Consider the following 12,977-nt stretch of genomic DNA (forward strand, 5'->3'; position numbering starts at 1 on the left):
GTCGCAATAACCCCGCGCTGGTCAAAACCTCCAAATCACTGTAAATTCATACAGTGATTTTGCAATCCAAGCTTGCCATCCTGGCCGACGCCGCCAAGTACGACGCTTCGTGCGCGTCCAGCGGTGCCGCGCCGCGCGATTCCGTCGGCGGACGCGGCATGGGCTCGACCGAGGGTATGGGCATCTGCCACAGCTATGCGCCCGATGGGCGCTGCATCTCGCTGCTCAAGATCCTGCTGACCAACTTCTGCCAGTACGACTGCCTGTACTGCGTGAACCGGGTCAGCAGCAACGTGCCGCGCGCCCGCTTCACGGTGCAGGAAGTCGTACAGCTCACGCTCGATTTCTACCGGCGCAACTGCATCGAGGGGCTGTTCCTGTCCAGCGGCATCATCCAGAGCCCCGACTACACCATGGAGCAGGTGGTGGAAGTGGCGCGTGTGCTGCGCGAGGAGCACGACTTTCGCGGCTACATCCACTTGAAGACCATTCCCGATGCCTCGCCCGAGTTGATGGAGCGCGCCGGCCGCCATGCCGACCGGCTGAGCATCAACGTGGAGCTACCCACGCAGGAAGGCCTGGCGGCGCTGGCGCCACAGAAGGACGGGGCCGCCATCACCCGCTCCATGGCGCGCATGGCGGTGCACATCGAGGAGGCACGGCAAGCACGCAAGGCGCAGGCGGCCACCAAGGTGGTGTCCATGCCTGCCTCGGCACGTGCGCGCCGTGCCCCGGCCCCGCATTTCGCACCCGGCGGCCAGAGCACGCAGATGATCGTGGGCGCCGACGCCACCGACGACCGCACCATCCTGGCCACCAGCGCCGGGCTCTACGGCGTGCACCGGCTGCGGCGCGTGTACTACTCGGCCTTCAGCCCCATCCCCGATGCGGCGCGCGCTCTGCCGCTGATCGCGCCGCCCACCGTGCGCGAGCACCGCCTGTACCAGGCCGACTGGCTGATGCGCTACTACGGCTTCGCGCATGGCGAGATCGTGCCCGCCGGCCAGGGCGGCATGCTGGCCTTGGACATGGACCCCAAACTGGCCTGGGCGATTGCCCACCGCGAGCGCTTTCCCGTGAACCTGAACACCGCGCCGCGCGAGCTGCTGCTGCGCGTGCCCGGCTTTGGCGTGCAGACGGTGGACCGCCTGCTGGCTGCGCGCCGTGTGCGGCGCCTGCGCCATGCCGACCTGGCGCGCCTGCACGTGCCGCTCAAGAAAGTGCTGCCCTTTGTGGAAGCGGCCGACTACCGGCCCGGCCGCGCGCTCGATGCGGCCGACCTGGCGGCCCGCCTGGCGCCTCCCCCCGCGCAGCGCAGCCTGTTTGACTGAAATCCGCCCATGGCCTGCCACACCATCACCCTTGCCCACCCCACCGACTGGGGCGGCTTCCGCCAGGCGGCGCGCACCCTGGTGCAGGCCGGCGTCCCCCCGCAGGAGGTGGAGTGGCACACCCCGCAGACCGCTGCGCGCGATCTGTTCAGCACCCCTTCGGATGGCATGCACTGCACCGGCTCCCCGCCGCCAGCCACGGAGCCTGGCCCGGTGCTGCGGGTCCCCGAGGCGTTCGTGCACCTGTGCGAACGCCTGGTGCTGCATCGCAACCCGGCGCGCTTTGCATTGATGTACCGGCTGCTGTGGCGCCTGGCGCACGAGCGTGCGCTGCGCCACGACCCGCTCGATGCCGACCGCCTGCAGGCCCACCACATGGTGCGCGCGGTGGCGCGCGACATGCACAAGATGCACGCCTTCGTGCGCTTTCGCCCGGTGACCGACAGCCATGGCCAGACCGTGCAGGTGGCCTGGTTCGAGCCCGACCATTTCATCACCGAGGCCAATGCCGGCTTCTTCGTGCGCCGCTTCACGCAGATGCACTGGGCCATTCTCACGCCCGATGCCAGCGTGCGCTGGGACGGTAGCCAACTGCACCTGGGTCCCGGCGCGCAGCGCAGCGATGCGCCGCCGCCCGACGCCGGCGAGGCGCTGTGGCTCACCTACTACCGCCACATCTTCAACCCCGCGCGCCTAAAGACCACCATGATGCGCAAGGAGATGCCCCAGCGCTACTGGCGCAACCTGCCCGAGGCCACGCTGATCAGCGAGCTGGCCCACGGCGCGCACGAACGCAGCGGCCGCATGGTCGAGGCCGCGGCCACCACGCCGCGCAAGCGCATCGCTCCGCTCACACCGTCGCACGCGCACGCATCGCACTGAACTGCGGCGCGGGCTCGGCTGTGGTCCAGCGCCAGGGCAGTGCGTTCGCGCGCCACAGGCCGCCCTGCACGTGCAGGCGCAGCACACGCTGCGCACCGGGCCAGCGTGCACGCGAGGCCTCGTCCCAGAGCAGCTCGGCGCGTGCCGCCACATGCAGCAGGCCGCCCTCTTCATAGTCCACCCACAGCAGTCCGGCCTGCGGGTGCAGGGCGAGGTTGCCCAGGGTGTTGAAGAACAGGTTGCCAGGGTAGTCCGGCAGGCTGAGCACCAGGCCCTCGGCCGTGTGCTCGGCATGCACGAAACCGGGCTCGCCGCCGCGGTGGGACACGTCCACCCCCTCGTTGCGCCGGCCCCCCGGATGCGCAGCCGAAGCGCTGGCGATGAACATCGTGTCGCTGCGCGGGATCAGCGCCAGCGCGGCGGCATCGAGTCCCGGGCCCAAGGCCTGGGCCGGCGCAGGCGGCGCCACCTCGGCCCGCAGCCCGGGCGCGCGCGCCTGGATGTACTTGGGGCAGTTGCCAAAGCTCTGCACCACATCCACCACCAAGCCCTCCTGGGCGTCAAACGCAGCCACCCGCCCGTTCATGCGGTTGCGCCGGCGCGTGTGCGGCTCCAGGCCCAGCACGCCCACCGGCGACCCTTGCGTGAGCTGCGCCAGCACCGGGTCGACCGCATCGGGCACCGCGGCGATCTGCATGCTGCGCTCATCGGGCGTCTGCACGAAGCCGGGCGCGCCGGCCACCATGGTGGCCCAGGGCTGGCCCTGGCCATCGAGCGCGCCCAGCAGCAGGGTGGGCAGCTTCTCGAACAGCTCGCGGTGCTGGTCGGGCATGTGGTCGCGCAGCACCACGGGGCCGACCGCGGCCATGCGCTCGCGCACGCCCACGCGCTCCTGCAGCGCCTGTTCGCCCACGTGGAAGGCAGCAGCGGCCCCGGTGCTCATGCGGCCACCACGGCGTTAGGGGCCGGCAGGCGGTCGGCCAGCGGCACATAGCCCGGCAGGGCCTCTACCCGTGCCACCCAGGCGGCAATGCGCGGGTAGCGGTCCAGCGAGAGCCCGCCGATGGGGGCCTGCGAGGTGTAGCTGACCATGGCGATGTCGGCCAGGCTGGGCTGGGCACCGCCCAGCAACCAGTGACGGCCTTCGAGCGCCGGCTCCATGAAATCGAACAGCCGCCAGCCAATGGCGAGCGCCGCCTCGCTGGGTTCGCGGCCCGTGATGGCGGCAAAGCGCGCGCTCGATGCGCCGGGCGCCAGCATGCCGGCCGCCAGGCTGAACCAGCGCTGCAAGCCGGCCTGGCCCACCGGGTCCCGCGGCATCCAGTGGCTGCCGGGCGCGTAGCGCTGCACCAGGTAGACCAGGATGCCGTTGCTGTCGGACAGCACCAGATCGCCATCGACCAGTACCGGGATCTGGCCCAGAGGGTTGCGCGCGAGATGCGCGGCCTGGCGGTGCTCGCCGGCGATCACGTCCACATGGACCAGCTCGTGCGGTAGCCCCAGCATGGACAGCATGAGTTCGACCCGGTGGCTGTGGCCCGAGATGGGCATGCGGTAGAGCTTGAGGGGGGTGGAGGGTGCCATGGCGAGGGTCCTTATAGACAGGGAAACAGGAATGCCTCAACGATATCCATTGCCAGATCCGCCGTGAATAGCCATAGTACGGCAATCAAAATTGCGGATATCGCAACAATGGACCATCTGGACACCTTGCGCTGCTTCATCGCCGTGGCCGACGCGGGCGGCTTTGCGGCTGCGGCGCGGCGCCTGGGGGTGTCGGCCACCGCCGTCACGCGCGCCATTGCGGCGCTGGAGGCCCGCCTGTCCGTGCTGCTGTTCCAGCGCAGCACGCGCACGGTGCGCCTGACCGAGGCGGGCGAGCGCTTCCTGGCCGACTGCCGCCCCCTCCTCACCGATCTGCACGAGGCCGAACAGGCCGCCCGCGGCGCGCAGGCCGAGCCCCAGGGCCTGCTGGCCATCACTGCGCCGCACATGTTCGGCATGCGGCACGTGGCGCCCATCGTGCAGGACTTCCTGCACGCCCAGCCGCGCGTGCAGGTGCGCACCTTGTTCGTGAACCGGTTGGTGCACCTGCTGGAGGAAGGCATGGACGTGGCGGTGCGCATCGCCCACCTGCCGGATTCACGCCTCACGGCCGTGCAGGTGGGTGCACTGCGCCGCCTGGTGGTGGCCTCGCCCGGGTACCTGGCGCAGCACGGCGAGCCGCAGCACCCCGGCGAGCTGGCCACGCACCGGGCCATCGGCTTCAGCTTCGACAACAACAGCGTGTCGCCCTGGAAGTTCAAGGATGGCGTGGTGGGCCAGCCGCAGTTCACCTGGATCAGCAACAGCAACGAGGTGGACATCGCCGCGGCCGAGTCGGGCCTGGGCCTCACGCGCTGCCTGGCCTACCAGGCGGCCCAGGGTGTGCGTGCAGGCCGGCTGCGCATCGTGCTGGCGGCGCACGAGCCACCGCCGGTGCCCGTGCACATCGTCTACCCCGCTGGCCGGCGTGCACCGGCCAAAGTACGGGCCTTCGTGGAGTTTGCGCGCGAGCGGCTGTCAGCCGAACCCGTCCTGCAAGGGCGTGGGCTCGGCCGCAAGGGCTGAGAAGGCCTGCCGGTAGCGCGTGGGCGCAGGCAGCCGGTGCAGCCGGAAATGCCGGCGCAGCGACTCGGGCGAGCCCAGGCCCGCCAGATCCGCCACTTCATCGATGGGCATGGCCGGATGCGTCTCCAGCAGATCCTTGGCAATGCCGATGCGCTCGCGCACCAGCCAGTCCTGCGGCGACAGGCCGGTGCTCTCCTTGAAGCGGCGCTGCAGCGTGCGCCGGCTCATCTGTGCGAATTCCGCCATGGCATCCACCGAATGGTCCTGGCGCGCGTTCTCGCGCAGCCAGTCGAGCAGGCGGGCGATGGGGCTGACCTCGGTGCTCGGCATGGGCCGGGGCACAAACTGCGCCTGCCCGCCATCGCGGTGCGGCGGCATCACCAGCCGCTGGGCCACCACATTGGCCACGCGCGCGCCATGGTCGCGCCGCACCAGGTGCAGCAGCATGTCCAGCCCGGCGGCAGAGCCGGCCGAGGTGATGGCCTGGCCTTCGTCGATGTAAAGCGCCGAGACGTCCACGGTGATGTCGGGAAACTCGCTGGCCAGGCGCTCGGCGTAGCGCCAGTGGGTGGTGGCGCGCCGGCCGGCCAGCAGGCCTGCATGCGCCAGCACGAACACGCCCGAGCAGATGGAGCAGATGCGCGCGCCGCGCCGCCAGGCGCGTTGCAGGGCGCGCAGCAGCGCCTCGGGCGGGCGCTCGGCCGCATCGCGCCAGCCGGGCACCACGATGGTGTCTGCGCGCGACAGCATGGCCAGGCCATGCGGCGCCTGCACCTGCAGGCCGCCCATGGCACGCAGCGGCCCGGGCTCCACCGCGCACACGGCATGGCGGTACCAGTCCACCTCCAGCTCGGGCCGCTCCAGCGCGAACAGCTCGACCGCACAGCCGAATTCGAAGGTGCACAGCCGGTCGTAGGCCAGGATTGCGACGAGATGGGGCATGGCGCAATGTTACCGACTATTGTCCTGTCGGCCACTGGCCCGAAAGCGCTCCCCTGGCGACACTGGAGCCATCTCACCAGCCATTCAGGAGCACTCGACCATGACCTCTTCCCAAAGCGCCGTCGCCGCCATCCCCGCCGCCCCCAGTGACCAAGCCCTCGCGCATTTCGAATCGGCTTTCGCCTTCGAGACCGATTGCTGGGATGTGCATGACGCCATGGACCGCGGCGTGCAGGACTTCGTGCTGCTCGACGTGCGCAGCCATGCGCTGTACGAGGCCGGACATGTGCCCGGCGCCGTGAGCCTGCCGCACGGCAAGATCATCGAGTCGAAGATGGCCGCGTATGCGCCCGGCACGCTGTTCGTCGTCTACTGTGCGGGCCCACACTGCAACGGTGCCCACCGCGGAGCCGTGCGGCTGGCGCGGCTGGGGCTGCCGGTGAAGCTGATGATCGGCGGCCTGACCGGCTGGATCGACGAGGGCTTCAGCGTGGAGAAGGGTGCCCAGGGTGCCTGAACCCACCCACATCCGCGAGGCCAGCCCGCACGATGCAGCGCAACTGCTCGCCATGATGCGCGCACTGGCCGTCTTCGAGGGCTATGCCGATGCCTTCAAGGTGGCGGAGCAGGACCTGTTGGACCGCGGGCTGGCCTGCAGCGGGGCGGACCGCGAGTTCGGCTGCCTGGTGGCAGAGCCCGGTGCGGGCGGGCCGCTCGCTGGCTATGCGGTCTGGGTGCTGACCCGCTTCACCTTCGACCTGAAGCCCGCGCTGGTGCTCAAGGAGCTGTGGGTGCAGCCCACCCACCGGCGCAGGGGCCTGGGCGAGCAGCTGTTTGATGCGGTGCGCAAGCGGGCGTCAGCGATCGGCGCCACGCGGCTGCAGTGGCTGGTACTGCCGGGCAATGCGCCGGCCCAGCGCATGTATGCGCGCTGCGGCGGGCGCCGCGACACGCACTGGGAACACTGGGAGCTACCGCAGGAGGCGCTGCGGCAGCCCGGCTGAGCCGATCAATGGTGGTGGCCGTGGTCGCCGTGCACGTGGCGGTGGGCAATTTCCTCGGCACTGGCAGCGCGCACGCTGGCCACCTTGCACGCAAAGCGCAGGGCCTGGCCGGCCAGGGGGTGGTTGCCATCGAGGTGCACTTCAGGCCCCTTGATCTTGACCACGTTGAACACGGCGGGCTGGCCATCGTTGCCCACGCCCTGGAGCTGGCCGCCGACCTTCACGCCCGGGGGGAACTCGGACTTGGGAATGGTGCGCACCAGGCCCTCGTCACGCGCGCCGAAGGCGTCTTCCACCGCCAGGTCCAGCGTGGTGCTGAAACCGGCGGCATGGCCTTCGAGGGCGGCCTCGACCTTGGGGAAGATGTTCTCGTAGCCGCCGTGCAGGTAGGACAGGTTGCCCGAATCCAGGGGCTTGCCCTCGGGCGTGGTGACCTTGTAGCTGATGGTGACGGCAGTGTCTTTGGCGATGTTCATGGTTTCTGGCGCGCGTTCATTCAAGGAAAAGCAGGGGGCGGCATGGCCGCCTTGCGGATCAGGATGCCGGATTGTCCACGACCCGGCCCACCCCTGCCGCGGCAGGGGATGGGCAGCGCACCTCACGCCGCGGCCGGCACCTCGTCCTCGGCCTGGCCGGGGTAGCGCGCAAAGCGCCGCGCCTCGGTGCCGTGCACCGGGTCGCTGTCGGGCCAGGGCCAGCCACCGAACTGGGTGCGGCGGTAGTCCTGCATGGCCTGCATGATCTCCTGCTGCGTGTTCATCACGAAGGGGCCGTACTGCGCGACGGGCTCGCCGATGGGCCGGCCCTGCAGCACCAGCAGCTCCACCACGGTGGGGCCGGTGTTGGTCAGCAGCCAGTCCTGGCGTGCATCGACTTCCATCGCGGCGTGCTCGCGCACGTCCTGCGGGCCCACGCGCAGGCCGTCGCCCACGAAGAAGTAGAGCATGCGCCGGGTGCCCTCGCCCTGCGCGGCAGGCAAGGTCCACTGCGCGCCGGGCTCCAGTCGCAGGGTCCAGATCGCGACGTCCGCGCCGGGTTGCGAGGCCCAGGACTCGGGCGGCGGCGCCAGCGGGGCGGGCGCTGCGGGCAGGGCGCCGGCCACCACGGTCACGGTGGTGGCGCGGCCGGCCTCGTCGTGGTGCACCAGGCGCGGGATCTTCTCGTTCCACAGCATGGTGAAGTGCGGCTCCACCATCTTGTGGCGCGCGGGCAGGTTCAGCCAGATCTGGAACAGCTCCAGCGGATTCGGCTCGGTCGCATTGAGCAGCGGAAACATCTCGGAATGCACGATGCCCTTGCCGGCCGTGACCCACTGCACATCGCCGCCACCGAAGCGCGCGGCCGCGCCGAGCGAGTCGGAATGGTCGATGAGCCCCTTGCGCACCAAGGTCACGGTCTCGAAGCCGCGGTGCGGGTGGCCGGGAAAGCCAGGCACGGTGTCGCCGTGGTACATGCTCCAGCCGTCCTTGCGGCTGAAGTCGCTGCCGATCTGGCGGTCGTCCACGGGCACGGCCGGTCCGAAGGACGCATTGCCCGCAGGGTAGGCATCGTCGTGGTGGGCACAGAACAGGAACGGGTCGAGCGTGGGCCACAGCGGGCCGAGCGGCTGGCTCTGCAGGACAGGCGTGGGGTGGGTGGTCGACATGGGGCGATGACTCCTTGTATGGTGCGCCGCTCGGATTGTGAACGGCTTGCACCTGCAAGTGAGGCCACAGCGCGCGAACAGAAGTCCTGTGGATAGGACAGTGCGGTGCGCGCGGCGGGACAATGCCCCGCCGTCAGGCGTGCACCGGCTGCGCGCCGTTGGTGGGAACCGGCGCCGGCCTCAGCGCCAGCCCGCCGAGCACGGCGGCCATGCCGGCTGCCACGGCAGAGACGCAGAAGGCCAGTTGGTAGCCGCCATGCAGGGCCACGGCCGTGCTGGCGCACGCCGCGCGCAGCCCACCGGTACGGGCATCGGCCATGCTGGCTGCCGCCATCACCAGTCCCCGACCCAGGGTGCTGCGGATGCCCAAGCGCATCACCACCCAGGCCGAAAGCCCCGGCGAGCACGCCGCCATGATGAGGTTGGACGGCAGGAAGGCCAGGCCCACCTGCATGGCGCCGTAGCCCAGCACCAGCTGCATGTACAGCGCCGAGAGAAAGAACCAGGCGAACATGGACGCCGCCCAGAGCACACCCACCACGTTGGAGATGGCCAGGTTGCGCAGCCCCAGCAGGGCCAGCGGCACCAGCTTCGATGCGAAGCGCCATGGTCAACGGGTTGTTTCGTTCAGGAAGTCTTGCGGCGGTAAACAGCCTTCATGAACTCCTTCCAACTCCCATCGGGCTGCTGGGTGGAGGAGGTCAGGGTGCGCTCGTTCGGGCCGACGATGGTGATGGTGTCGCGGTATTTCGCGGTGCTGCCGTCGCCCGTGAAGCTCGGACCTTCGGTCTCCAGCGGGAGCACCTTCCCGGTGGCGTCGAGCGTGCCGCAGTAGATCCACATGTGGGTCGCCATCGAGCCGACCCAGGTGCCGATGAAGGCTTCTTTCGCAGGGTCGTAGCCCAGGGTGAGCAGCATGCGCGCATCGCCGCCATCGGGCATGGTGCCCGTGCCTTCGCCCAGCACCCACAGGTCGCCGATCTGGCGCACGTGTTCGGTGCCGGTGCTGGTCATGGGCGGCTCGCCCGGACCGGTGTCGCAGGTGGACTCGCAGGTCCAGTCGCCCAGCAGTTGCTGCAGCCAGCGGTGCTGCGCCTGGGGTTCGGGATTCATCATGGTGTGTCTCCTTGGGGGTTGGGGGTTTACATCGCCAGGCCGTCGTGGTGGTGCACGGGGATGGCGTCGAGGTCCACGCCGTCGAGCACGCGCAGGTTGACCGCGGCCATCTTGTGGCCCGCGGGGTGCGTGCCCTCGCCATGGGTGTGGATACCGCAGGCCGGGCAGAAGCGGTGTTGGATGACGTGCTTGTGGAAGGTATAGCTGGCGAGGTCCGCCTCGGGCGTGGTCAGCCTGAGCCGGTCGTGCGGCACGAACCACAGCAGCGAGCCGCGCCGACGGCACATGGTGCAGTTGCAGGCCAGGGCGCTGTCGATGCTGCCCTCGACCTCGAAGGCCACCTTGCCGCAGTGGCAGCTTCCGGTATGGCGCATGGACTGGGCTTCCGTCATTGCGGCACCACCACCATCCACGAGACACCAAAGCGGTCGGCGACCATGCCGAAGGCGGGGGAGAAAAAGGTCTTTCCGAGCGGCATCTGCACCTGGCCGCCCTCGGTCAGCGCATCGAACAGGCGCCTGGCCTCGGTTTCCGTCTCGGGATTCAGGGCCAGTGAAATGCCCTGGAAGGCGGGCTTTCCCGAGCCCATGCCGTCGGACGCCATGAGCTGGGTATCGCCGATGTTGAACGAGGCATGCATCACCATCTCGGGCTGCGGTCCGGCACCCGGGGCACCATCGGCCGAACAGCCAGCGCCACCCATCTGGTCGGGGTTGTCCTTGTAGCGCATGAGCATGGTGACCTCGGCGCCGAGGGCCTTGCGGTAGAACTCCAGGGCCTCTTCGCAACGGCCTTCGAAGAACAGATACGGTTCGACCTTCATGGGGCAATCTCCTTGCAGGATGAGAACAACGAAAGATGCCTACACAATTGTGGACACCGTTCACAAACAATAGCAGAGATAATGGACAGTGTCCACATTGAAGGCCCGATGTCCGTAACCACAAGCAACAGCCCCTCCACCCCGCGCAGTACCTACCGCCACGGCGACCTGCGCCGCGCCCTGCTGGATGCCGGCATCGAGCTGGCCCGCCAAGGCGGGCCCGATGCCGTGGTGCTGCGCGAGGCCACGCGCCGCGCGGGCGTGGCGCCCAACGCCGCCTACCGCCATTTCGCCAACCGGCAGGACCTGCTGGCCGCCGTGCGCGCGGCTGCGGTCGCCGCCGTGGCCCAAGCCATGGAGGCAGAGATGGCCGATGTGCCCACCGGCGGCACGCCCACCGAGCAGGCCCGCGCCAGGGTACGCGCCGTGGGTGCGGGCTACATGCGCTTTGCGCACGCCGAAACGGGGCTGTTCCGCACCGCATTCGGCGGGCAATTCAGCGTGGAGCAGGACCCCGACCCCGCCATGGGGGGCCTGACGGGCCTGAACCCCTTCGAGCACCTGTCGGCCGCGCTCGACGACCTGGTGACCGCAGGCGCCCTGCCGCTGGAACGCCGCCCGGGCGCCGAGTACCTGGCCTGGTCCACCGTGCATGGCATGGCGCTGCTCTCCATCGATGGTCCCCTGCGCGGCACCCCCGCCGAGATGATGCAGTTGCTGGGCCAGCGGCTGCTGGACATGGTGGAACGGGGCTTGTAGCGGCCCTGCCTCAGCGCAGCTTGTAAAGCCGCGCCGTGGCCTCGATGCGTTCCACCATCGCCCGCCGCAGCGCCGCCGGGCGCAGTACCTCCACCTCGGGCGACTGGCGCATGAGCTGGCCGCAGGCATGGGCCACCGACTCGATGGGGATGGTGAGCGCCACGCGCCCATCCTTGCGGCGCGAGGGCGGCGCGGCCGCCACCGCCCGCGCCACGGCGCTGCTCAGTGCGGCAAGGCCCTTGAGCCCCGCTGGCGTGGCCAGCAGGTCTGCCTCGCCGGTATAGAGGCTGGATTCGAAGCGGCGGATGGACGCGCTCCAGTACGCGGGCAAATCAAAGCGCGTCGGACGGCGCACGGGCGTGCCCAAGGCCGTGGCCGCGCGGATGTTGGCGACCCGGTAGGTGCGCGGGCCGCTGTCCGCAGTCGCCTTGCCCACCGGCTGCGCCACCAGGTACCAGACACCGGCCTTGAGCACCAGGCCCAGCGGGGCCACGCTGCGCTCTGCCGTATCGGCCCAGCTTTCATAGCGCAGGGCCAGTTGCTCGCCGCTCCAGACCGCGGCAGCCACCGTGGCCAGGTGCGGCGTGGGCGCGCTCTCGCGGTACCAGTCCACGGGGTCCAGGTGCAGGCGGGCACTCACGCGCTGCGCGTCCTCGCGCCAGGGGGCGGGCAGCGCGGCCAGCAACTTGAGGCGCGCGCCCTCCACATCGCCACCCAAGCCCAAGTCACCGGCCGGACCGGGCAGGCCGCTCAGGAACACGGCCTGCGCCTCGGAGGGGGTGAGGCCGGTGAGCGTGGTCTTCCACCCCGGCAGCAGCGCAAAGCCGCCATTGCGGCCGCGCTCGGCATAGATGGGCACGCCCGCCGCAGTGAGCTGGTCCACGTCGCGGTAGAGCGTGCGCACCGATATTTCAAGCGCCTCGGCCAACGCCTGCGCGCTCATGCGCCCGCGGGTTTCGAGCAGCATCTGGATGGACAACAGGCGGCTGGCGCGCATGGGCGAATGGAAAGACGACGGTGTGCATTGTGCCTGCAATACCTGCCATGCCTTGTCATGTATTGCGCCGCACACTGCGAACTTCCCTTTCATTCCCAGCCAAGGAAGACCGCATGCCCACCACCCCATCCCTTCCAGACTGCAGCATCGTCGAGCTGCGCCAATACACCTTGCACCCCGGCCAGCGCGAGGTGCTCATCGACCTGTTCGACCGCGAATTCCTCGAAACCCAGGAGCGCGAAGGCATGCGCGTGATCGGCCAGTTCCGCGACCTGGACCGGCCCGACCTCTTCGTCTGGCTGCGCGGCTTTGCCGGCATGGCGGCGCGCAAGCAGGCCCTCGAAGCCTTCTACGGCGGCCCGGTGTGGGCTGCGCACCGCGATGCGGCCAACGCCACCATGGTCGATTCGGACAACGTGCTGCTGCTGCACCCTGCCTGGCCCGGCGCGGCCGATGGCCTGCCTGCGGAACGCGCTGCCCCGGGCGCCAGCGGCGCGGCACCAGGCCTGCTCGATGCCACGGTGTTCCATCTCAAGGAGCCTGCAACGCCGGCGCTGCTGGACTACTGCCGTGAGCGCATGGGCCCCACGCTGCGCGCGGGCGGCGCCCGCCACACGGCGTGGTATGCCAGCGATGCCAGCCCCAACACCTTTCCCCGCCTGCCGGTGCGCGAGGGCGAGCATGTGCTGTTGGGCCTGGCACTGTTTGATGGCACCAATGCGCTCGATGCCTTTGCGCAAAGCGGTGCCTGGCAGCGCGAGGTAGCACCGGGCCTGGCGCCATGGCTGTCCCGCGCGCCCGAAGCCCACCGGCTGCAACCCACGGCGCGCTCGGCCTTGCACGCATGATGCAACGCACGCAGGAGACC

General features: G+C 69.8%; 16 protein-coding genes and 1 pseudogene. 7 read left to right on the forward strand and 10 right to left on the reverse strand.

The window, feature by feature from the left end; translation table 11 throughout:
• The first annotated feature begins 53 nt into the window (after window positions 1–53).
• Both AC07X5_RS00210 and AC07X5_RS00215 read left to right on the forward strand, forming a co-directional pair.
• Window positions 54–1,331 (forward strand): putative DNA modification/repair radical SAM protein, encoded by a 1,278-nt coding sequence (locus tag AC07X5_RS00210; protein ID WP_494768589.1) that lies wholly within the window; start codon window positions 54–56, stop codon window positions 1,329–1,331.
• Window positions 1,332–1,340: 9 nt separating this feature from the next.
• Window positions 1,341–2,213: a TIGR03915 family putative DNA repair protein gene (locus AC07X5_RS00215; RefSeq protein ID WP_409963556.1), complete on the forward strand. Its 873-nt coding sequence runs from the start codon at window positions 1,341–1,343 to the stop codon at window positions 2,211–2,213.
• Here the strand turns inward: AC07X5_RS00215 and AC07X5_RS00220 are convergent.
• On the reverse strand, window positions 2,182–3,156 hold the full coding sequence (locus AC07X5_RS00220) for a flavin-nucleotide-binding protein (RefSeq protein ID WP_494768590.1): 975 nt from the start codon (window positions 3,154–3,156) through the stop codon (window positions 2,182–2,184). The genes AC07X5_RS00215 and AC07X5_RS00220 overlap by 32 nt on opposite strands.
• Window positions 3,153–3,797, reverse strand: coding sequence for a glutathione S-transferase family protein (locus AC07X5_RS00225; RefSeq protein ID WP_494768591.1), 645 nt, complete (start codon window positions 3,795–3,797; stop codon window positions 3,153–3,155). Before AC07X5_RS00225 ends, AC07X5_RS00220 begins: the two co-directional genes overlap by 4 nt.
• A 108-nt stretch (window positions 3,798–3,905) precedes the next feature.
• Here AC07X5_RS00225 and AC07X5_RS00230 point away from each other — a divergent pair, with 108 nt between their 5' ends.
• The gene (locus AC07X5_RS00230; protein WP_494768592.1) at window positions 3,906–4,823 is read left to right on the forward strand and encodes a LysR family transcriptional regulator; all 918 of its coding nucleotides are present in this window, start codon (window positions 3,906–3,908) and stop codon (window positions 4,821–4,823) included.
• Here the strand turns inward: AC07X5_RS00230 and ftrA are convergent.
• Window positions 4,776–5,765, reverse strand: a complete 990-nt coding sequence (gene ftrA / locus AC07X5_RS00235) for a transcriptional regulator FtrA (protein WP_494768593.1) — start codon at window positions 5,763–5,765, stop codon at window positions 4,776–4,778. The two genes, AC07X5_RS00230 and ftrA, sit on opposite strands and share 48 nt — an antisense overlap.
• Window positions 5,766–5,865: 100 nt before the next feature.
• Between ftrA and AC07X5_RS00240 the strand changes: the two genes are divergently transcribed.
• Window positions 5,866–6,282: a rhodanese-like domain-containing protein gene (locus tag AC07X5_RS00240; protein WP_409963566.1), complete on the forward strand. Its 417-nt coding sequence runs from the start codon at window positions 5,866–5,868 to the stop codon at window positions 6,280–6,282.
• Window positions 6,275–6,769, forward strand: a complete 495-nt coding sequence (locus tag AC07X5_RS00245; RefSeq protein WP_494768594.1) for a GNAT family N-acetyltransferase — start codon at window positions 6,275–6,277, stop codon at window positions 6,767–6,769. Before AC07X5_RS00240 ends, AC07X5_RS00245 begins: the two co-directional genes overlap by 8 nt.
• 5 nt (window positions 6,770–6,774) lie before the next feature.
• Here AC07X5_RS00245 and AC07X5_RS00250 read toward each other — a convergent pair whose 3' ends face one another.
• The 6 genes and pseudogenes from AC07X5_RS00250 to AC07X5_RS00275 form a co-directional block, all read right to left on the reverse strand.
• On the reverse strand, window positions 6,775–7,245 hold the full coding sequence (locus AC07X5_RS00250; RefSeq protein ID WP_494768595.1) for an FKBP-type peptidyl-prolyl cis-trans isomerase: 471 nt from the start codon (window positions 7,243–7,245) through the stop codon (window positions 6,775–6,777).
• Between the two features lie 122 nt (window positions 7,246–7,367).
• On the reverse strand, window positions 7,368–8,414 hold the full coding sequence (locus AC07X5_RS00255; RefSeq protein ID WP_494768596.1) for a pirin family protein: 1,047 nt from the start codon (window positions 8,412–8,414) through the stop codon (window positions 7,368–7,370).
• Window positions 8,415–8,547: 133 nt separating this feature from the next.
• A pseudogene (locus AC07X5_RS00260) lies at window positions 8,548–9,018 on the reverse strand (MFS transporter); the annotation flags it as partial.
• A gap of 23 nt (window positions 9,019–9,041) precedes the next feature.
• Window positions 9,042–9,530 (reverse strand): DUF1579 domain-containing protein, encoded by a 489-nt coding sequence (locus AC07X5_RS00265; protein ID WP_494768597.1) that lies wholly within the window; start codon window positions 9,528–9,530, stop codon window positions 9,042–9,044.
• Window positions 9,531–9,556: 26 nt separating this feature from the next.
• Complete coding sequence (locus AC07X5_RS00270) at window positions 9,557–9,904, reverse strand: GFA family protein (protein ID WP_494768598.1); 348 nt, start codon at window positions 9,902–9,904, stop codon at window positions 9,557–9,559.
• A 14-nt stretch (window positions 9,905–9,918) separates the two neighbouring features.
• Window positions 9,919–10,353: a VOC family protein gene (locus AC07X5_RS00275; RefSeq protein ID WP_494768599.1), complete on the reverse strand. Its 435-nt coding sequence runs from the start codon at window positions 10,351–10,353 to the stop codon at window positions 9,919–9,921.
• Between the two features lie 108 nt (window positions 10,354–10,461).
• On the opposite strand from AC07X5_RS00275, the gene AC07X5_RS00280 reads away from it, so the two are divergent.
• The gene (locus AC07X5_RS00280) at window positions 10,462–11,112 is read left to right on the forward strand and encodes a TetR/AcrR family transcriptional regulator (RefSeq protein ID WP_494768600.1); all 651 of its coding nucleotides are present in this window, start codon (window positions 10,462–10,464) and stop codon (window positions 11,110–11,112) included.
• 10 nt (window positions 11,113–11,122) lie between these two features.
• On the opposite strand, the gene AC07X5_RS00285 is transcribed toward AC07X5_RS00280, so the two are convergent.
• Window positions 11,123–12,109 carry a helix-turn-helix transcriptional regulator gene (locus AC07X5_RS00285; protein WP_494768601.1) on the reverse strand — a complete coding sequence of 329 codons (987 nt, stop codon included), beginning with the start codon at window positions 12,107–12,109 and terminating at the stop codon, window positions 11,123–11,125.
• 113 nt (window positions 12,110–12,222) lie between these two features.
• Between AC07X5_RS00285 and AC07X5_RS00290 the strand changes: the two genes are divergently transcribed.
• Entirely contained in the window at window positions 12,223–12,957 is a 735-nt protein-coding gene (locus tag AC07X5_RS00290) for an NIPSNAP family protein (RefSeq protein ID WP_494768602.1), read from the forward strand.
• The last annotated feature ends 20 nt before the right edge of the window (window positions 12,958–12,977 follow it).

Source organism: Acidovorax sp. GW458-11-26-14-TSB4 (assembly GCF_059423865.1).

Bases quoted from the DNA above. Each gene is read 5' to 3' on its own strand.
- AC07X5_RS00215 (WP_409963556.1), top strand. From the start codon at position 1,341: ATGGCCTGCCACACCATCACCCTTGCCCACCCCACCGACTGGGGCGGC.
- AC07X5_RS00220 (WP_494768590.1), bottom strand. From the start codon at position 3,156: ATGAGCACCGGGGCCGCTGCTGCCTTCCACGTGGGCGAACAGGCGCTG.
- AC07X5_RS00225 (WP_494768591.1), bottom strand. From the start codon at position 3,797: ATGGCACCCTCCACCCCCCTCAAGCTCTACCGCATGCCCATCTCGGGC.
- AC07X5_RS00230 (WP_494768592.1), top strand. From the start codon at position 3,906: ATGGACCATCTGGACACCTTGCGCTGCTTCATCGCCGTGGCCGACGCG.
- ftrA (WP_494768593.1), bottom strand. From the start codon at position 5,765: ATGCCCCATCTCGTCGCAATCCTGGCCTACGACCGGCTGTGCACCTTC.
- AC07X5_RS00240 (WP_409963566.1), top strand. From the start codon at position 5,866: ATGACCTCTTCCCAAAGCGCCGTCGCCGCCATCCCCGCCGCCCCCAGT.
- AC07X5_RS00250 (WP_494768595.1), bottom strand. From the start codon at position 7,245: ATGAACATCGCCAAAGACACTGCCGTCACCATCAGCTACAAGGTCACC.
- AC07X5_RS00255 (WP_494768596.1), bottom strand. From the start codon at position 8,414: ATGTCGACCACCCACCCCACGCCTGTCCTGCAGAGCCAGCCGCTCGGC.
- AC07X5_RS00265 (WP_494768597.1), bottom strand. From the start codon at position 9,530: ATGATGAATCCCGAACCCCAGGCGCAGCACCGCTGGCTGCAGCAACTG.
- AC07X5_RS00270 (WP_494768598.1), bottom strand. From the start codon at position 9,904: ATGCGCCATACCGGAAGCTGCCACTGCGGCAAGGTGGCCTTCGAGGTC.
- AC07X5_RS00275 (WP_494768599.1), bottom strand. From the start codon at position 10,353: ATGAAGGTCGAACCGTATCTGTTCTTCGAAGGCCGTTGCGAAGAGGCC.
- AC07X5_RS00280 (WP_494768600.1), top strand. From the start codon at position 10,462: ATGTCCGTAACCACAAGCAACAGCCCCTCCACCCCGCGCAGTACCTAC.
- AC07X5_RS00285 (WP_494768601.1), bottom strand. From the start codon at position 12,109: ATGCGCGCCAGCCGCCTGTTGTCCATCCAGATGCTGCTCGAAACCCGC.
- AC07X5_RS00290 (WP_494768602.1), top strand. From the start codon at position 12,223: ATGCCCACCACCCCATCCCTTCCAGACTGCAGCATCGTCGAGCTGCGC.